This window comes from Solibacillus sp. FSL K6-1523, assembly GCF_038005225.1.
GTDB lineage: Bacteria > Bacillota > Bacilli > Bacillales_A > Planococcaceae > Solibacillus.
In genome coordinates this window covers 661,602-682,942 of sequence record NZ_JBBOSU010000001.1, presented here as the reverse complement: position 1 = coordinate 682,942, position 21,341 = coordinate 661,602, and the positions used below count along the sequence as shown (strand labels likewise).

Annotated in this window: 14 protein-coding genes; all 14 read right to left on the bottom strand. The window is 36.1% G+C overall.

Annotated elements, in window-relative coordinates; all coding sequences use genetic code 11:
* Positions 1-262: 262 nt before the first annotated feature.
* The 14 genes from MHI10_RS03145 to tagH all read right to left on the bottom strand — a co-directional run bounded on the left by MHI10_RS03145 (position 263) and on the right by tagH (position 21,338).
* Positions 263-2,758 (bottom strand): S-layer homology domain-containing protein, encoded by a 2,496-nt coding sequence (locus MHI10_RS03145; RefSeq protein WP_340782844.1) that lies wholly within the window; start codon positions 2,756-2,758, stop codon positions 263-265.
* Positions 2,759-3,047: 289 nt separating this feature from the next.
* Positions 3,048-5,114 carry a stalk domain-containing protein gene (locus MHI10_RS03140; protein WP_340782843.1) on the bottom strand — a complete coding sequence of 689 codons (2,067 nt, stop codon included), beginning with the start codon at positions 5,112-5,114 and terminating at the stop codon, positions 3,048-3,050.
* Positions 5,115-5,232: 118 nt separating this feature from the next.
* Positions 5,233-6,348: a phosphodiester glycosidase family protein gene (locus tag MHI10_RS03135; RefSeq protein ID WP_340782841.1), complete on the bottom strand. Its 1,116-nt coding sequence runs from the start codon at positions 6,346-6,348 to the stop codon at positions 5,233-5,235.
* A 191-nt stretch (positions 6,349-6,539) separates the two neighbouring features.
* On the bottom strand, positions 6,540-9,299 hold the full coding sequence (locus MHI10_RS03130; protein ID WP_340782839.1) for an S-layer homology domain-containing protein: 2,760 nt from the start codon (positions 9,297-9,299) through the stop codon (positions 6,540-6,542).
* A gap of 427 nt (positions 9,300-9,726) precedes the next feature.
* Positions 9,727-11,565, bottom strand: coding sequence for an SH3 domain-containing protein (locus MHI10_RS03125; RefSeq protein WP_340782835.1), 1,839 nt, complete (start codon positions 11,563-11,565; stop codon positions 9,727-9,729).
* Between the two features lie 483 nt (positions 11,566-12,048).
* The gene (locus MHI10_RS03120) at positions 12,049-13,743 is read right to left on the bottom strand and encodes a phospho-sugar mutase (RefSeq protein ID WP_340782834.1); all 1,695 of its coding nucleotides are present in this window, start codon (positions 13,741-13,743) and stop codon (positions 12,049-12,051) included.
* 124 nt (positions 13,744-13,867) lie between these two features.
* A complete protein-coding gene (locus tag MHI10_RS03115; RefSeq protein ID WP_340782831.1) occupies positions 13,868-14,431 on the bottom strand; it encodes a sugar transferase in 564 nt (187 codons plus the stop codon).
* The gene (locus MHI10_RS03110) at positions 14,428-15,294 is read right to left on the bottom strand and encodes an NAD-dependent epimerase/dehydratase family protein (protein WP_340782830.1); all 867 of its coding nucleotides are present in this window, start codon (positions 15,292-15,294) and stop codon (positions 14,428-14,430) included. The genes MHI10_RS03115 and MHI10_RS03110 overlap by 4 nt, the downstream gene beginning before the upstream one ends.
* Before the next feature lie 67 nt (positions 15,295-15,361).
* Positions 15,362-16,378, bottom strand: coding sequence for a UDP-glucose 4-epimerase GalE (gene galE, locus MHI10_RS03105; protein ID WP_340782829.1), 1,017 nt, complete (start codon positions 16,376-16,378; stop codon positions 15,362-15,364).
* 8 nt (positions 16,379-16,386) lie between these two features.
* The gene (locus tag MHI10_RS03100) at positions 16,387-17,499 is read right to left on the bottom strand and encodes a glycosyltransferase family 4 protein (RefSeq protein WP_340782828.1); all 1,113 of its coding nucleotides are present in this window, start codon (positions 17,497-17,499) and stop codon (positions 16,387-16,389) included.
* Between the two features lies 1 nt (position 17,500).
* Complete coding sequence (locus MHI10_RS03095) at positions 17,501-18,583, bottom strand: glycosyltransferase (RefSeq protein WP_340782827.1); 1,083 nt, start codon at positions 18,581-18,583, stop codon at positions 17,501-17,503.
* A complete protein-coding gene (locus MHI10_RS03090; protein ID WP_340782826.1) occupies positions 18,580-19,410 on the bottom strand; it encodes a LicD family protein in 831 nt (276 codons plus the stop codon). The genes MHI10_RS03095 and MHI10_RS03090 overlap by 4 nt, the downstream gene beginning before the upstream one ends.
* 24 nt (positions 19,411-19,434) lie before the next feature.
* Positions 19,435-20,490 (bottom strand): glycosyltransferase family 2 protein, encoded by a 1,056-nt coding sequence (locus MHI10_RS03085; RefSeq protein ID WP_340782825.1) that lies wholly within the window; start codon positions 20,488-20,490, stop codon positions 19,435-19,437.
* Positions 20,491-20,546: 56 nt separating this feature from the next.
* Positions 20,547-21,338 (bottom strand): teichoic acids export ABC transporter ATP-binding subunit TagH, encoded by a 792-nt coding sequence (tagH, locus tag MHI10_RS03080; protein ID WP_340782824.1) that lies wholly within the window; start codon positions 21,336-21,338, stop codon positions 20,547-20,549.
* Between the last annotated feature and the right edge of the window lie 3 nt (positions 21,339-21,341).

The window sequence follows — 21,341 nt, the reverse complement described above, 5'->3', positions numbered from 1 at the left end:
ATAAAGTTTGGCTAGTTTTATCACGATTGACTAGTTTGCGCGGAGATATGGCTAGTTTCCCCTGAATTTGGGCTAGCAACGCTCGGTGGTTGGCTAGTTTCCTCTGGATTTGGGCTAGTTATGCCCAGGTTTTGGCTAGTTTTATCACGGCCGGCTTAGTTACGCTCAAAATTCAGCTAGTTAGCCCCGCATCAGCGATTCCCATAAAGAAAAGCGCACCTCTTCGATTTAAAACCGAAACAGTGCGCTTTTCATATAACTTCTATTTATCTAATACTTTCGATAAGAATGTTGCAAATTCTGCACGAGAAATATTTTGATTTGGACGGAAAGTATTATCTGGGTAGCCGCCCGTTAATTGATTGTAATAAACCGTTTGAATCGCTTCATATGCCCAATGTGAGCTTTTCACATCTTTGAACGGTAATGCTTTCGTACCCGTTAAGTTATACGCACGTTTTAAAATCGTCGCCATTTCCGCACGCGTTAACTTATCATCCGGGCTAAACTTACTTGCTTCGCGACCTGTAATAATGCCATTTTCAGACACAGCCGCAATAGCATCAGAGGCGAAGTGATTGCTCTTCACATCTGTAAAGCTATGGTTTTTCGTTTTTGAAATGCCTAATGCACGCGCAATAATTGTCGCTGCCTCTGCACGCGTAATTGTGCTATCTGGCTTAAATGTACCGTTTGGATAGCCTTTAACTAATTCTTTCGTGTTTAAAAGTTCAATTGTCGAACTTGCCCAATGTGTCGCTTTCACATCTGTATACATTAATTCTTTATAGTTTGCCGCGTAAACCGCTTGTAGTTTATCAAAGTAAACGACGCCACGATTATGATTTGATGCATTCGGTTCCGTTACATAAATGCGGTCAAATTGAATTGGGAATGAAAGGTCTTGCGGAATAGCTGCTGTCACATACTTCCAACCTGTCCAATTGAAACCGCCCTGCTCTGTAAAGTCAATCGTATGCTTTGCGCCATGACTATCAATCACATTCGCACGTAACCAATGATTGCCCGCATCGCCGTAAACCCAAACACCTAATTGCTTTGGTGCACCGGCAATTGCGATTGGTTTATTTGCTGCTGCATACACGGCTTTTGTGCCTGTGTCAGCTGTCGTAAAGTCATACGTTAATTTTAATGAAGATGAACCTTCTCGGAATGGCTCCGCTTTTGAAGCATTGCCAATTGTTGCCTTCGCTTTTGCCGCGCTCGCAGTCCACGCCGTTGCATTGTCAAATGAATCAAGTACATCAACTACTTCTGGCGCTTTTGTTACTTGCACAGCTACTTCAGAACGCACACCGTCATAAACCGCTACAATTTTACCAGTACCGACCTTTGTTGCTTTGAATGTATTGCCTACAATTTGCCCAATTCCACCTTCAACCGACCACTTTACATTTTCAGGTTGAATAGTCACTGGGTTTAAAAATTCATCATAGCCTAGTGCAGCATTTAAATTAGTTGTCGTTTCGATCGCCATTTGTTTGGCAACGCCACTAATTGTAATGGCTTTTAATTTGCCTGGTGGTGCCGAGTTAATGACTTGTAACGTTGCAGAAACTCGTCTTTCACTACCGCCTGATGGACGATTCACTAGTTTTGGTGCTTCTTCCCCTGGATTTCTCATCACCAGTGTCGTCGAGCCACCACCGTCTAAATTAATTGCTGAGTGCGCGCCCTTTGAAATTAAATACGATGCTAAATCCGGTAAATTTGCCCCGTTGCTATATCCTGCTTGACGGCCATCCACCGTTACTAAAAATACTTTTTTACCCGTTGCATCAATCGCTACTGCTGTACGATCGCTTCTTGTTTTCGAAAACCCTTCTGATTGTGGCATCGAAATATTCACTTTGCCATCTTTCACAAGTAATGGACCTGCCGCTAAAATAAACTTCGCATTCATCCATTTTTCATCAATTGCTAAATTCACTTGAATCGGTGTTCCTGGTTCAAGATTTTCAAACTGACTTGCTAGCTCTTTATTTTGAATCGAAATAACAAAGCCATCTGCTGGAACTGCTGAATTCCCTGTCTGTCCATATGGCGTAACGCTCTCTACTGTCCCCGAAATAACATCGCCAAAACTTAATGATTCGGTATTTTTCGATGCACCTGTTACAACTATTTCAAGTCCCCAGTTATTCGTGTTCGTTGACGCTTCACTAGCCGTATATAAAACTGTTGTATTCGCTGTTCTTTCATAGTTAATGCGATCAATTGTGTTTTTCGTACCGTTTACAGTGAACGAAACATCTGTCTTATAGTAATCTGCAATCGCTTTACCAGATTGCGAAACGCCAAAAGCTACGGGCTGTTGTGTTGGACTATTGGCTGTGTCACCTAAAATCCCATAATTGACGATGACATTATCATTTACTAATAAATTAAGTGGCGCCCCATTTCCCGCAAAATAGGCAGCATTTGTTGCGCCTACAACTCGGTGTCCTTCATAATTATTCGCTTTCGCAATGTTTGTCGTCGTTTTTAATGAGTTCATTGGATCCGGTAAACCGATTTCCAATGATGTATAGCTATTCAATAAATCAATATGTAAGTAATTGACTACTTCTTTTAAATCATTCGATTGATATCTTTCTTGGAAATATGTAACACCCGGTGAAATGACTTTTTGTTGTGAATCTACTTTCGTGTCAAATGCTGCTGACACGCTTGCCGTATGTATGGAAATTTGTAAAAATAACAAGGCCATTCCCATGTATAATAGTCTCTTAAACAATTTATTTTCCCCTCTATTTCTATAGTTTTCTCTTCAACGAATATATCATAATTTAGGAGGAAAATGGTTGATTTATTGAAATTGAAATAATAGTAACTGAAATTTAATAACTTTGTTTTGGATCGCCTTAAATATTGTGGCTATCCATCAAATTTGCTGTTCTATCCAACACTTCTGGCGTTCTATCCAACACTTTCTACTTTCTATCCGTCACTCCCTTAAAGCTGCACAAAAAAACATGCGATTTCGACAAAATGCCAAAATCACATGTTTTTCACTCAACTTATTCTTATCTTGTTTCCACATATACCGCTACTGGAAGGTTACTACCGCCAGCATGGATGATTTCTAACTCAATCTTGTCTGTTTTTTTCGAAGTTCGTAATACCGGAAGTTGAACATATTCCTCACCCGGCTTCAGTGTTGGGATTAAGTATGTTTTTCCATTCATTTTAACCGCGCCACTGTAAACACCACCACGACCTGCGATTTTCACTAATACATATTTCAATTTACCAGATGGATTTTCAACAGGAATATCTACCTTGTATGTCATTCCAAAATGACCAGGGTTACCAACTGTCCCATCCATCTTATCCAATGAATTTTCAGCAGTTAATAAATGATCTGTTTTACCATTTGAAATATTATAACCAACTTGCTCTGTATCCACTGTATACGTTGGTAACGTTACTTTTAACGATGAGCTTGGCCATACGCCACGTGGATGTGCTGCATATGGATTAATCGGTACAACAGGTGAATGAATCGATGTTAAGTCTGGATATTCTTCTAAGCTGATTACTGTACGCACAGTATAGTTACCTGCCCCGCCACTCACTTTTCGTACATCAAAATCATGTGTAAAACCAAGTAAATAACTGATACCTAGTTCATATGAATCGATTACCTTTGTTTCGCCTGGTGCAAGTGTAAATGTTTTTACTTTCGCATCCGCTAACGTGTTTGTTAATACAGCATCCGATAATGGTAATCCTACATCAAACGTACTCCAGCTGTTGCTCGTAACTTGCGACATCCCTTTTGAATTCGTTATTTCTAGCGTCGCATTATCCGATGTGTTTTGAATCGTAATGGCAATCGTAGCTCTTTCGCCAAGCTTGTTAATATGCCATCCATACACACGGTGTAATTTGCTATCTGTTAACCCTTGTACTTTATATTCCGATAATGTTTCATTCGCTCTCGAAATACGGTCTGGCGTTAATTCTTCTGGGTTATCACTTACAAGTAATTCACGATTGCCATCTAATTTAACATTCTCTACTAATTGGGGAACCTTTAAATAACCATATGATTTTTCTAAAAAGTCGCTCGTCAACATGTAGTCATACATTGAAATATACATTGTATTTGACTCAGCTACATAACGTAAAGAGCCACCATTTTTAAATGAATCGACAATAAATTTCACAGGCACATACATTTTGTCATTTTGTACAAATGGCTTTTCAGCACCTGTATATAAGTCATCGTTTATGAAAATATTGCTACTTCCATCCATAAATTTAAATTGCAGCCCTGAAACCGTCAATTCTAAACGATCTTTTGCCGTCCATTCTTCAAAACTATTTTGAAGATGATCGACAAAATAAGACGATGGAATATACATACGGCCGTCTTTATTAATAATCGGGTCGTCCATCATAATCTTTTTATTATTCATATATAATGTATATTGAATTTGTGGAACTTCTGGAATTTGGTTTTCCTCTTCATCTTCCGTGTCGTTTAATATTACTTCAACAACTTGACGCTCCTCATCCCAATAAACATAGCCATTTGAATTTTCACTTACAAATCGCATTGGAATGTATGTGCGATCTTTATAGACAGTTGGCGCGACAGAAACTTGCACCTTCTCACCATTCACTAATGCCGTTTTTGAATTAATTGTTAAATCAATCTTTTGGTTATTACGAATACTACTCGCGATTTTATTCTCTTGGTCCCAAAAAACCGTCGCTCCGATTGCTTCATAAAAATCTCTCATCGGTAAAAGAAGATGTCCTGATTCATTTAAGATAGGATCTCTAAAAAGAATCTCTTCTCCATTTATAATGATTGTTACATTATTTTTCTCGACTATTTTCTTTACAACACTGCCTTTTTCAACAGTTGTTGTTTCTACATTTGTGTTCTTAACGCTAGTTTCTTCAATATTTGCTTTTTCAACAACGTTTTCCTCAATGTTTGTTGTTTCAATGCTGCTCTCTTCAACATTTGTTGTTTCAATATTATTTTCTTCAACGATTGTATCTGCATAACTTGGTACATGATTTGTAACATTAAACGTCACAAAGGCTAAAAAAAGTACTGTAAACCATTTTTTCATTGTTCCGTTGCTCCTCACTCGATTAAAATTCTTTCCCATCATACCATAGTCAATTCGAGAGATGAAATGAATCCGCGTATTTTTGGATTTTTTTGGATTGATGAAAAGAATTAAATTTTTATTTTACCATTAACGCAACCGCAATATCACGACCAGGTGTTGTTAAATATTTTCCATTTGCATATAAACCACTCGAAGCGCCACCATCAAAATTCATCGCATCCACCGCACCTAATTGCTTCATAATAGAAGCGAGCTGCCCGACCGTTGCACCTGGAGTCGTCACAAATAGTATTTGTCGGTCTTTTGAAATTCCAATAGCACTTCTCGCACCTGGTGAACTTAAAACTTTATGATCTTTAAATCCTTCTGCTTGTGGATTTAACGTCACGACACCATTCGTTAACAGACGCGGACCAATTTGCAGGGCTTCTTGGATATTGCCTTGCTGGAATAATTCCATAAACTGCGCGCCCGGTAAAATCCCTACATCCCCGTCTTTCGTATAATAAAAGACGGAAAACTTCGGATCAAATACTTTGACGCGCTTCCCATTCATGACAAGTCCGTTATACACTGTGCGATAGCTACTGTTTGTATACGCATCAAAATAATTTCCGTTCATCGCGACTACCGCTTGATTCGCTTTGGCAATTGATGCTAACTTATCAACTGAGCCTAGCTTATTATTTGCTAGTTCCACATGAAGTGATGTGTTCGGTGCTAATAAATTAACAGAAACGACATTAACGAAAAAGTTTTTTCCGCCAGCATTGACGCTTTTTTTCGTAACCGACACTTTTGGGTTGTTTACAACTGCTTCCTTAAAAGCTGAAATTTTATATGTATTTTCTCCCACTTGATAGGACACTTGTCGATTCACTTGGTCCCATGTCATCGGAACGTCAAACAAAAACGCCACTTCTCTTACAGGTACATACACGGCATTGTGAACCATTTTCGGCTGTGTATCCATTTGCTTTAATACAACACCATTTTTCTTCATCGCTTTACTGCCCATTGCTAAAGTATAAACTTCATCGATTGTTACAACTTTTTTCTGATTATCCCATTTCACCGGTACAGAAAACGTTTCAGCAATCATGCGTAAAGGAACAAGTGTACGATTTGTCCCATCTTCAATCACGCCGTATGAACTCGCCTTTGCCTCATACCCTGCTACACCTAGACTCACAAGTACAGCTAGAAATGTAGCTATCATCTTTTTCAACATAGCTTACTTTCCTCCATTTATTTAACAGTTAATCTTTCTCATTATAATGTATATTTACAAGATCAACATATAAATTTTGGAAATTATCCCATACATAAAATGGGACTCCTAATTTATAAAAAAGGTTCCGCTTCGGATTTCTCCTAGACGGAACCTTTATTCATTCAATAAGTTTAAAAATTAAGTTTAAATTATTTACCTTTAGCTACTAAAATATCAATTGAAGTGAAGTTTAATTCATAGTTTAAATCATCTGTTATGTTAATTGTAGAAGCTGATTTAATTGTTAAACCTTCTGATAAATCAGTTGAAGAAATCTCTTTATCAAGAGTTAATACAATCTTAGTACGATCTGATCCTGCTACTTCTTCTTGGTCAGTTACTGCTATCGGTGATTTTTTACCACCAATAAATAGTGCAAAATCTCCTTTTTCGTCGTCAAAACCTTTAACTGACTCAGAGAATGTTAAAATAATATTTTGACTTCCATCTAATTCAGCTTTAAGAACTGTTGGACGAACATTTTCATTTAATTCAACTTTATCAATGAATTTATCCATTGTTACTGTAGAACCTAATGCTTTTACATTTTGTACAGTAACTTTATGCTCTCCAGTGAATGCAATTGAATCTTGTTTAAACTTCAATGTTACTACTTGTTTTTTAGTATCTTTATCAAATTTCGCTAAAGTAGCTGATTGTACTTCTGCGCCATCTACTGTGTAGTTTGCAATGTTTGTTGCTGATTCGCCATCTACTTCGCCAGTAAATGTTACAGTCACTGTCTTGTTATCTACTGATGCAACGGCTGGAGCACCTAATTTCGTTACGTTTGAACCATTGTCTTTACCGCGAGTAAACGTTGCTTTAGTATCCGCAACTTTAACATCCGCTAATAAGCTTTTTACTGTTTCAGATTTGATTTCTACTGTATATGCAGCGCCTTCTTCAGTTGCAAAGTCTTTAAGCGCGATACGTACTACTTTTTTATTTGATTTAGATGCATACTTAACATTTACAGTTTTCTCTACATCTTTTGAGATAAAGTTTTTATTATATGAACCAGAAACTTTTACTTTACCTTCAGTTACTTCTTTATCGAAAGTTAACTCTAGGTATTCAATACCATCAACTGTAACTGTGTTTACAGAAGTTGCTTTTGGTGCTGTAATATCTTCATTAAATGTAACATTTTTCGTTACAGCGTCGCCTTTTTGACCAGATAAATCTTTAATGTTGTCTACTGTTACTTTTTGAATGCCTTTTAATGCGTTTTCAGTAGTTACTTTATACTCATTGTCAGCAACTTTTTTAACATTTGTTACTGTAGATTTTGTTACTGTTACTGCAGGTTTAGCACCTAAATCTTTTGAGAATTTAACAGTGAACGTGTTAGCACCTGTTTGTGTAATTGTAGACACAGTCGGTAAAATACCATCAAGTGGTAATTTAGTAACTGTTACAGTTGCAGGGTTTGGTGATAATAAGTTACCCGCTACGTCTTTTAATCCGTTGAATGTAACAGTCATTGGTGTATTTACTTTGATATCTTTAGCTGCTAAGTCCACGATAACAGAAGTAGCACCGTCAGCAACTTCAACTGTAGCTATTTTTGCACCATCCGCATATTTTAAAGTTCCTGTATGCCCTTGAACTGGCTCAGAGAATTTAACTTTTACTTTGTTCGTAGCGATTTGTTCAGTGCCAACGATTGTTGGAGCTGTTGTATCTGCTTCAATTTTAACTGTTTGTTTGTGTTCTTTAAGCTTCTTACCGTCAGTTGATTTTAAACCTTTAACAGTGAAGTCATAACGTTTTTCTAATTCTTTTTCAGTTGTAATAACTAATGTTTTACCATCTTCGCTTAATTCACCTTTTAACTTACCTGGTTCATTACCATCTAAAGGTTTAATCGTAACTGTATCACCAGTTGCTAATTCACCTTTAATACCATCTTTAAATAATGAATCTTTATCTACTGCTTTAGAGAATTTGATTGCTACTTGAGTCGCGCTCATACCAGTAATCGATTCAACTGTTAATTCCTTCGCAGCTTCTTCAACTTTTGCAATTTTTGCCTCAGTTGCTTTTACAGCTTCTGTAGCTTTAGTAATTGTAGCTTGTGCTTTTGTAGCTGTTTCAGTAGTAATTGCTTCCTCTTTTACAGCAGTTTCTAATGCCGTTTGTGCTACAGTGATTGCTTTTTTAGCAGTTGCTACAGCTTTTTTAGTTTCTTCGATTGTTTCAATTTTAACTTCAGCATCTAAAGCTTTCGTTGCTTTTTCTAAATCAGTTAATGCGTTTGCTAATTCAGCTGCATAATCAACTTTTTCTGTAACGTCGATTGCACGTTTGAACATAACAGCAAATTCTTGGCGAGTGATTGAATCGCTTGGCGCTAATTTGCCGTCTTTACCGTTAATTACACCATTTGCTACTGCAGTTGATAAAACTTCTTCATACCATTTACCAGATACATTTTTAGCATCTGCGAATTTAGATAAATCAGCTTCACCTGTTAAACCGTAAGCTAATACGATCATTTTTGCAGCTTCTGCACGTGTTAAGTTTGCTTTCGGAGCAAATAAACCAGCGCCAATACCGTTTACGATACCTGCATTTGATACTGCTACGATTGGGCCATAGTACCAATCTTTTGCAAATACGTCTTTGAAATCTTCAGTACCATCTGTAGATAGGTTTAAAGCAGCTGTGAACATTTTTGCCGCTTCACCGCGTGTAATGTTACCACGTGGGTTGAATGAACCATCTGGGTTACCACCGATAACACCTTGTTCAGATAATAAGTCTACTGCTTCTGTAGCCCAAGGTGCGATTTTATCAGCATCTGTATAGCTAGCAGCTGATGCTACTGGTACGATTGCTGATGCTACTAATGCTGCTGTTGCTGCTGTTGCAAAAAATTTGCGACTTTTATTAATTTTTGACATGGGAAAATTTCCTCCTAATATGCTCGTTATCTGAATCGCTTAAACTAGCGATTACACATAGTTTTTTAAGTGAGCCATTACCTGATCTTTCTTCTTAATGTATTGTAAGAGAAATTGATGGGTTAATATTTGCTCTGAAATTACTTATCTATTAAAGAGAGTTTGATAATGCAATTCCAATTGATTATAGCACAGCCTACATTACATTTTTGTTAAAAAAATATTACAACGAATCCAATATTATGATATTTAAGATATATTTAATATAATTAGTGGTAATGTTGGAATTCTACTATTATATATTCCATTAAATTTATATTAGCTCTCATGCACTTACTAGCCGACTCCCTATGTTTACTAGCCAACCACTACATAAAAAATCCCCACTCTTCTAGTAAAGAGTAGGGATGTTTTTTCTATTCGGTTGTTATTCATGCTCACGCTTTTTACGATATATATAGAAACTTGCTGAAACAGCTCCAATGAGTAAAACCATTCCAGCCGCTAATAATCCCCATAAAATAGATGGTCCTTGTGGCTTGGCTAACTCTCGCTCTATGTCACGCTCTTTTTCCGCAGCTACTGCTATAACAGGTGACTCTTGTTCCAATATTGCTAATTGCTGCTCAGCTACAAACTTTTGCACTATATCCAATGTACTTTCATATGTTTTATACTGATCCACATTCAACCCATCAACATACTCCACCGTATCAACATACACCCATTTCACACCCGATTTAAATGGCAGGCGCTTCAAAAGAACATACCCTTCACTTAGTTTATCCCCAGCAATTAACATGTTTTCATTCGATTCAGAAACAGCAACATCAATCGGCATTTCATAATCCACGTATTGCAACGCCTCATAGCCTGTTTCTAACGATTCAATGCCGATAAGCTGACGATACGTGTACGTTTTTTGTTGTTCTTCCAACTCTTCAACCGGAAATTCATACGTTTGCTCATCTAAATAACGAAAATCAACAGATGCCAAATTATTGAATTCCTCCGTATCAATTTTCACACCGTAGAAATCATAAATGACCGCATCAATTGGTGCCCGCTCAAAGTAATGCATCCCTTCTTGCTTAAGCTCCACGTCACTTTGGGTAAAAAAGCTCCCATCATATCCAGGTAATCCATTTACAATACCCTTTTCCGCACTTTTCACATATGTCGCCGCATTGCGTTGGATTGCCTGATCATAAGGGATTTCTAATAGAAGGGACTGCGCTAATTTCACCTTTAATTCATCCAACCCTACGATTCCCTCAATTTGTTTTTTATCTGAAAATACTTTTAACGCTAAATTCAAAATTTCCTGTTTCGTACGCTCTACTTTATATGAAAAACCCTTCGCTAATGAGGCCGATTGATAATCATCACTATAAATAATTTTGGCACCCTTAGCTTTTTCATAATGGGCAAATAACTCATCAAATTCCTTTTCTAGTAAAGTAGTCGTTTTGCCGTCACGAGATAAAGAATACGAATCCTGATAAACCGTTTCGCCAAAGTCATTCGTTGTTTTGCCACCCGTATAATCTTTCGAGGCAACTTGCTCATGCGTTAGCGTTAGTTCTTCCACTTTTTTATTACCCGACTGCACAATATAATAGGAATTCAAATATGTATTTGTCGCAATTTGAAAAGAATCTTTCCCTCCGCTTACTTCATAATAATCTGCTTTTGCTTGGTCATTTAAGTCCGCTAACTTATATTTTTTCTCAGCGTTCTTTTGTGCATGATGAAATAAATAATAATCCGTCGAATTTTTTAAAATGGTTAGCCCATCCTTTAAATTCTTTTGATAAATAACCTTCTCACCACTATAAATCGTTGCGACATACTGACCTTTTGAAGGGTTCGCATCCGTCACAACATAAAGATCCTCTACCCCGTCCTGCGTAAAATCTGCTACGAGTGCATAAATAAGGTCTACCGTTTTATCCAACTTCTTATAATACGTCGAATAAATTGGCAACAAATCTTGAGAAAATGGTGTTAATGTTTCATTTTTCACCCAACCAAGCCGTCCATTATAGTCAATTTTCGTCCAGCCTGCCTCTTGACGAATGAACGCTACACGCGTCCCTTGCTTTAACGTCATGATTTTCATCCCATTCGCATCCGCACTCGCCGTCATAAGCGTCCCATCCTCTGGAACAATCGTGTAATACTTTATTTCTTCAGCCAATGTTTGCGGCACAAAACTAACGCTAAACACAAAAAGCGCCAATACGAGCATGACTAATTTCTTCATCTTATCCTTCAACTCATTTCTTCTATGTACATACTTATGATTTTAACAAAAATTTGCTAGTGCGTGTGAGGAGATTTTGGGGATAGTGCTGTGCTACTTGCAGCTTCAACAAAATTAGGAAAAAATAAAAAATGAAACCCACTTCTGTAAAAAGCAGTTTCGTTTATAAACGCGATTGAATTATATTGTAAAATCACTAGGAATATAGTTCCCCATTATAATTTCTTTAATTTAAAGATATTTATCTATACACTGTCGCCAACATCGAATACCATTATATAAAAACAAAAGCACTGCAGAAATTTTCATTCTACAATGCTTTTGGTAAAGTTACTAACTGCTTATTCCCATTTAGCGACTTTTTTAAATTGTGTTGCCTTATACTCAACTCAAATAAGACCACTCACTTTGGATTATAATCCATTTACAATATTCTCACAATATAGAAACATAATATCATAATATTCTATATTTATCTGTTCATCAAAACGCCATTTTCAGCTCATTAATTAACCGTTCGGCAGACCTTAGACTTGCTTGTTTTACCCCTACATAAAACTTACATTTCGGCTCTGTTCCAGAAGGACGAACGGTCACCCATGAGCCATCTTCTAAAATGAACTTCAAAACATTTTCCTTAGATAGCTGAATTAATTCTGTCGTACTATCATTCATCGTTGCAATTCCTGTTAAATAATCCTCTACACGCACTACAGCAATACCCGCAAATGCTTGCGGTGGATTCGTACGATAATCATTTAAAATCGCCTTCATCTGTTCCTGACCATCTTTACCCTCAAACATTTTTGAAATTAACGCTTCTTGATAGTAACCAAATTGCTCATATAACTCTTCTAATGCTTGCAGTAATGTTTTTTGCTGCGTCGCATAATACGCTGCCATTTCCGCTACTTTTAAAGCCACTTGCACCGCGTCTTTATCACGCGCAAAGGTTTCGATTAAATAGCCATAGCTTTCCTCATAGCCGAATACATATGTGTGAGATCCTGTAGCTTCAAATTCCGCGATTTTTTCTGCAATATATTTGAAACCAGTTAACGTATCAACTGTTTCAACACCGAAATCCGCAGCAATAGCTGTTCCTAGCTCTGAAGTTACAATCGTCTTTAACATCGCCCCGTTCGTTGGCAACGTGCCATTATCTTGCTTTGTTTTTAAAATATAATGGAGTAATAGCGCACCTAACTGATTGCCTGTTAACAGCTTATAGTGATCACCGTTACGAACCGCAACACCTAAACGATCAGCATCCGGATCTGTTGCCAATAATAAATCGGCCCCCACTTGCTTCCCGAGTTCAATTGCCATAAAAAACGCGGCTGCTTCCTCAGGATTTGGATAGGCAACCGTTGGGAATGCCCCATCTTGTACCGCTTGCTCTGTTACAAGATGCACCTCTTTAAAGCCAAATTGCTGCAATCCTTCTACAACCGGTACTAAACCCGCGCCATGTAACGGTGTATACACAAGCTTCATATTGTAATCAATCGCATCATTATTTTTCAATGTTAATAATTGCGCCATAAACTTCTCATCTAAATCTGTTAAAATCCACTGCAGTAAATTCGTTTGTTCTAGCTGTTCTATTTCTGCCACATCGATGCTAAAAATCTCTTCAATTTCATTCATATGCTGGATAATTGCATTGGCACCAGACGGAACTAGCTGTGCCCCGTCCTCACCATACACTTTAAAGCCATTATACTGTTTCGGATTATGACTCGCGGTAATGACAACACCCGCATATGCATGTAACTCACGCACCGTGAATGATAATTGCGGCGTAGGACGTGCTTCTTTATATACATAAGATTTAATACCTTTCGCACCAAGCACGCAAGCAGTTTCACAAGCAAATTCATAAGAGAAATGGCGTGTATCATAAGCAATAACAACTCCGCGCTGTTTCGCCTTTTCACCATTCGATGCAACATAACGAGCTAACCCCTCAGCAACACGACGAATCATAAAAATATTCATGCGGTTTGTCCCAGCACCTAGCACACCGCGCATGCCACCTGTGCCAAAAGATACGTACTGGTAAAATCGATCTTCAATTGCAGCCATATCTCCTACAATTGACTCCAACTCCTCCGCTAAATAACCTGGTAACGCCGCTTCCTGCCACTGATGAAATAATTCATTCCCAACCATCATTTTGCCATCTCCTCTACTTGCAATAACTCTAGTATTTTACGATTATATGAGAGATTTGGTGAAACTATTATGAACTATAGTAAAAAAAGAAAACCAACTCGGAAAATAAATCGAGTTGGTTTTGTTATTTCATCTTAACTCCTTCAGATTTTAATACACTGAAGAACGTCATCCAAATAATTTTCATATCAAAGCCAATACCGCTATTTTCTACATAATGCAAATCATACTGCACCTTTTCCTCATCAGAGATAAAATCACGTCCCATTACTTGAGCATACCCTGTTAATCCTGGTCTTACAGCGTGGACATTTACCTTATCGCGCATTGCAATCAATTCATACTGATTATAAAGTGCTGGTCTGGGTCCTACAACTGCCATATCACCTTTAAAAATATTAAAAAGTTGTGGCAGCTCATCTAGGCTTGTTTTACGTATAAACTTCCCGACTTTTGTTATGTAAACACTTGGATCTCCTAATGCTTCTGTTGAAACATTGGGTGTTTCCGTATACATAGAACGAAACTTATAAATCTCGAACAATTCACCATTCAAACCAACTCGCTGTTGTTTGAAAAGAACGGGACCTTTCGAGTCAACTTTTATCCAAATCGCAACGATTAACATAGGTATCGAAAAAATAATAATCGCTATAAATGAAAGGAGAAAATCTAATAATCGTTTCATTTGATTCCCCCCTTCCATTGTTGTTCTGTACTTTCAATCGCTTCATTAAAATTGAATTTTTGATACGAATTATTATTGTACTGCGAAATATTTTGCGCATATGTCAAATTCCCAAAAACTTTATTAATAATTGAGACGTTAGAAAGCCTTTTCTTTAATAAAGCCCCGCCCATCTTACTAAAAAAAATAGGGCTGTCATTTTGCTTAGATATTGCTAACACCAATTGCGATGTATTAATAAAAGTTCCGTCTTGAGGATGGAAAATACCGGCATCTTTATTCCTAATCAATTGATTCATAAATTCACATAAATGATCAATAAATAACATGCTACGTTCATTTTGAACATAAGGGAAAATCGGCGTTTTCTTCGCCACTTTTCGAAGTAATGCATAATTCCCCGGGCAATTCGGTCCATAAATCATCGGCGGTCGAACAATGGATACCGTAAAATGTGCATCTTGCATCGCTTGCAATGCTTGTTCCGCAGCTAATTTGGATTTCCCATAAAAAGTTGTCGGCTGCAACAAGCTCTGTTGATTAATTTCTCCCCGTTCTTGTCCATACACAGCCATCGTACTTAGAAAAATAAAATGCTTTACACCTTGGTCCTTCGCTTTTTTGGCAATTGCAATTGTTAAATCTGTATTCACCTTAAAATAATCCGATTCTTGATAATGGCTTTCTTTTTTATGAACTAACGCAGCTGTATGAATACATACATCATAATTTTTAAAATCAACATCATTTATTCCATGGCGCACACTAACCGCTGCTGTTTCCCTAATTAGCGGATTATTATTAAATGCCGTTACTAAACTTTTTGCTATATAACCATTTTTTCCGATTATAATTACCTTCATAAATTACTCCTCATTACTACATATTCCAACGGTCAAACATATCCATTTGTTAATAACCGAGAAATCCTCACTCTTCCAATCTACTAGGTAGAGCATTTTCATACCATTTCCAGGCATCATAACACATATCCTCTAAATCATACTGCGCATCCCAACCTAGCAGCATTTTCGCCTTAGACACATCTGCAATACTTGCAACAATATCTCCTTTTCGGCGTGAAACAATATCAAATGGCAGCTTTACATTATTTACATCTTCAAACGTACGAATCAAATCAAAAACAGAATAACCGATTCCCGAACCAAGGTTAAACGCCTCGCACCCTTCATGTTTCATCATATAATTTAACGCCTTTACATGTCCTTTCGCTAAATCCATCACATGAATGAAATCTCGGATACAACTACCATCTTTCGTGTCATAATCTCCACCAAACACTTGTAATACAGACGTTTCTCCACTTGCGACTTTTAAAATATAAGGCATTAAATTATTCGGCACGCCAAACGGCATTTCACCTAACAAACCACTTTTATGTGCACCAATTGGATTAAAGTAACGCATAAGTGTGATACTCCATCCAGTTTCCGCTAAGGCAATATCCTGTAATATCTCCTCAAGCATTAATTTTGTCCGACCATATGGATTCGGTGCATAAAGTGATAAATCTTCCTTTAATGGCGGGGTATGCAAGTCGCCATAAACCGTTGCTGAAGAACTAAAGACTAATTTTTTTACTTCAAACTCTTTCATAACTTCAAGTAAGTTGAGCGTGCTCATTAAATTGTTTCGATAGTACATGAGTGGATTACTTACAGATTCACCAACCGCCTTAAAACCTGCAAAATGAATGACTGAGGTGATCTCGTGTTCCTTAAAAACCATTCGCAATGTATCTAAATCTAGCAAATCTAATTTTATAAATGGAATTTTCTTTTGAACAATCGTTTCGATTCGATCTAATACATCAATAGTAGATTTTGATAAATTATCAATGATTAAACAATCTTCCCCTTGTTCGATTAATTCAACTACTGTATGGCTACCTATAAAGCCTAGGCCACCTGTAACTAGAATCGTCATGCCTTCACCTACCTCAGCAACTTCTTATAAATTGTTACATATTCCAGTAAAACCTTATCTAATACAAACGGTTCCACTAACTGTTTCGCCCGTTTCCCCATTTGCTCCCTTAACTGCTCGGATTGCGCTAGTTTAGTAAAGGCAGTCATAAGAGCTTGATCATCCTTATGATTCACAACAAAACCGTTTTCATTTGTACGAATTAAATCTCTTAGCCCCCTTGTATTCGTTACGACACAAGGTATATTTGCAGCCATCGCTTCCATAATACTTTTAGGTAGCCCCTCGCGATGAGAAAGCAATGTGACGATATCAGATATTTGAAGCAGTTTCAGAACATCGTGTCTATAGCCTAAAAAGTGAATACCTACTAGCTGCTCTTTTGCTACAAAATCCTGTAATTCATATTCAATTTCACCAGTACCAATTAATAATAGCTCTAAATTTGGATTTGCTTTTTTTAATTGTCTCCAATTTCGAAGTAAGAATTGGTGATTCTTATTGTGATTGAATTCCGCGATATATGAAATAGTAACCGCGTCGTCTGGTAACCCAAGCTGTGCCCTCATTTCAACCTTTTCTAATTGCGTTAAATCCTCCATAGCAAATTCTACGCCAACACCATGTACATACGAAACCTTATCCATCGGCAATAATTTTTGGGCATTTTTAAAATCTTCGTCATTTATCGTAATTAAATGATCCGTCCATTTTGCCGCTATTTTTTCTGCTGTATAATAGATAAGCCAATTTTGCTTTGGCGCTCCTCCAAAAAAGTGAAAACCGTGAGCTGTATAAACAATTTTCCCATGCTTTACATTTCGAAAAGCCGCTCTTGATAGTAAAGCCGCTATAGGTGTATGCACATGAACTAAATCAAAATATTCTTCTCGAAAAAGCCTTTTGAGCGCTCGGAAAGCTAAAATATTTTGTGAACTAAGCGGACTTCTTGAAAATGGAATATCTACACATTTTACATTCAGTTGTTGCAATTTCTCCCTATCTTCACTACCAGTACCTGCTACCCAAACTTCATATCCTTGTGATTGAAAATACTGTATATATGGGATATGGAATGAAGCCAAATGTCTGTATACAGAGGCGATAAAAATTATTTTCATGTTAATCCTTCTTTTTTTCTAAAATGTCTTTATATAACTGTATATAGGAAACTACCGTATTTGCAATATCGTATTTTTCAAGTTCTTGAGGAATTAGTTTTTTCATGAAGTCAACATTATTGATTTTTTGTGCGAGTTCTCGTTCGTCACCAGGAGCAAACACTTGTCCACATAAATCTTGAACAACATCCCTTAATCCTGAAACATCTGAACCAATAACATCTAGACCACTTGCTACCGCCTCAACAACAACAAGTCCAAAACCCTCCCACTTCGATGAAAGAACAAATAGATGTGCCGCTTTCATTAATTCAGGTATATCCTTCCTTTTCCCTAAAAACTCCACATTACTCACTTTTTCATATTTTGCAAAAGTTATTGCGTCGCCCAATAACTCTCCTTCTCCTACAAAAACAACTTTGTATGAAGTATCTAGCAATTTAGCAGCGCGGATTAAGGTATATGGATCTTTCTGATGACGAAAACTTGCTACCATTAGTATAATTTTTTCTCCGTTATAACTGGTTAACTCCTGATACCAATTTACCGGCTCCGCATCTTTAAATTTATTTAGATTTATCCCATTTTGAATAATATATGATTTTTTAGCTAAATTAGGTAAATAAGAGTCCATTTCATCCTTTGTACCTTGGCTAATACAAATAATCTTTTCATAATGTCGATACATCATTGTATCTATAGGTTTAAAAAACTTTATATTTCTACGGCGATTATTTGTGCTATGCTCGGTCGTTACTAATGGGATTTTACTGTTTCCTATTATTTTAGCAATTGGTGTGAACAACTGCGCTGCATAAAGATGACAATGTACCAAATCATATGTACCTGCTTTTAATAGCCTTTTTATAAATAAAATATTTTTCATATGGTAGACTGAAGGACTATTACTAGTAAAATACGCGTTACAATTATCTTTTATATCGTCTTCATAAACATTATCATAATTGGATAATACGGCTACGTCACTCTTCGCATTCTCATGCTGTGAATTATGTAGTAAATCTACTAATAGTTTTTCAGCCCCGCCTATGCCAAGTGTCGGGATAATGTGAAGGATTTTCAACTTATTTTCTCCAATTCCTCATAATTTTCTGAGAAGCTAACGACAACTGGATTATGCGTTTTCCGTTGATCGATTGGTGGCAAAGTCATATAAGATGGTCCATACACATGCGCTAAAAATAACTTAATGTTTTCCGGAACCCTGCATTCCATTTGTTCGAACTTCATCATCTGCCCTTTTCCAAAATAACTTTTGGGCATAGCTTCTTTTTCATAAATATAAGCCCCTACAACATTTCCACATTTAAACGTTTCCTTTGATGAAGCCATTTCCATAAAAAATGTATATAAACTTGGAAGGAGCTGTTTAGGAATTGTAAGCTTAAACATTCCTAAAATAATATTTTTAATTGCTGAGGGGCTTTTTAATCCCAATTTTGCCATTCTAATCGCATTACATAATTTCAACCCATTTTTTTGGATGCTTTGTAGTAACCGATTTTCTGGAATATTATCAATTGGAAAAACATCTATATAAAGTCCATGATGAATAGCTAGATGCGCCAAATCTTTATCAACATAGGCAGTATTATTTAACCTTATTTTAGCGAAAGGAAAAATAAAGTCTTGATTGTCACCGAAATTTTGCAAGAAGAACTTTGAACTTAATTCTTCCTTACAAACGTCTAAAAAGTATTGGTATTGGCTTCTATATATCGCGATATCAATATCATCATCCCATGGAATAAAGCCCTTATGGCGATATGCACCTAATGCAGATCCACCTACGAGAAAATACTTAATTTCATTTTTATCACAAATTCGCTTAATTTCTTTTAATATAAGTAAACAATGTTGCTGTACTTCTTGTACTTGCTTATTTTCCATTTTAATTCCCTCAACATTTATTTTTCATTTGCTCGTTTTAAATTTGCTTGAAATATAAGTTAGCTTATCTTTTAGTTCAAAAAGATGCCAAAATAGATAGATGCCTTTTACTCTTTTTTGTTTGATTAAAAATATAAGAAAAGATTGTCCCTTACTTAAATTCATAGTGTCATTAATAAATTTAGACAAGTAAATATCATTCACAATACTAGCTAATTGTACTAACTTTTCTTTTTTACTTGTCTTTTTATTACAGACAATTTGTCTCGTAGTATAAATCAATACATTTGCTGCATAAGTATTTTGTAGCTTTTTCAAATCAGACAAGTTATTGAAACGTGTTAGTATATCATTCATTTTATCATAAACAAGCCTTCTAGATTCCCAAAAATGCATGGAGTAATTACTACTTAAAGACATTTCATTTCTATGTTTATGATAAATATAGAAGTTCTCATTACTTACCCAAACAGTCTGTACATATTTTAAATACTCCAAATTAAAATGGAGGTCCTCCGCAAAATTAAGACTCTCGTCAAAATAAATACTATTTTCCGTAATGATTGATTTTAAAAACATCTTATTAACAGGGTAACTAATCAGGTTCTTTTGCAAATTTAAAAAGAATATATCCATAAATCTCTGCATTTTATATAACCCTTCACCTGTTACTTGTATTTCATTTATTTTATCTATTTTATAATTTCTCTCTTGATATCCTGTTATATAATAATCTGCCTCGTTATAATTTACTTCATCAAAGAAATTGAAAAATCGTGTTATATCAATCTCATCATCGACATCACAAAATGAAATGTATTTACCTTTTGCCATACGAATTCCATAATTCCTTGCGCTAGAAACCCCTTTATTTTCTTGATTTAGGACAATTACGTTTCTATGCTCCATAGCAAATGATTGGCCAATTTCACCCGTTAAATCTTTGGAACCATCATTTACAATTATTATTTCACAAAAATCTTTTGGAATTTCAATCAAACTTTGCAATAAATTATTTAAATATTTTTCTGCATTATAAGCCGGGATAATAATACTAAGCTGTATCATTAAACGAATCACTTCTTTTCATCTAAAATTGAAAAATAGTCCTAAGACGAGTCTTAGAACTATTTTCTTTATTTTATTAGTCTTTGCTCTAACAAATTTTTACGGTAAGATTCTTTTTCCTCTTCAGACATGGCTTTATATTCTTTAATAAACGCCTCATATAAATTTAATACCTCGTTTACTTCGCCATAAGCTTTAAGTACACCGCCCTCTATCCAAGCAATCTTCGTACAAAAATTACGTACTTGAGATAGATTATGACTTACAAAGAAAATTGTTTTTCCACGCTCTTTGAATTCTTCCATTTTACGCAATGATTTATTTGTAAAAGTTTGGTCCCCTACTGATAGTGCTTCATCTATAACAATAATGTCTGGATCAATCGTCACGCTAATCGCAAACCCAAGCTTAGATTTCATACCACTTGAATATTTCTTTACAGGTTGATAAATAAAATCACCTAACTCAGAAAACTTAATAATCTCAGGTGTAATCTCTTTAATTTTCTGTTTGGAATAACCCATTAACAAACATTTAAATTCAATATTTTCAAGTCCTGTTAATTCACCATTTAATCCCGCATTAATCGCAATCACACTTACGTCGCCATGACGGATAATATCACCCGTAGTAGGCTTTGTAATATTGCCGATTAAATTGCTCAACGTAGATTTACCCGACCCATTAACTCCTACTAGGCCTACAATATCACCTTCATAAACGGTCATTGAAATGTTATCTAACGCTTTAAATGTTGGTACATTTCTTTTTAACAACAGTAGCTCTAGTAATTGTTCTTTTTTCGATGCAAACATTTTATACTTTTTAGAAACATTTTTGATAATAACTGATTCCTTCATCCT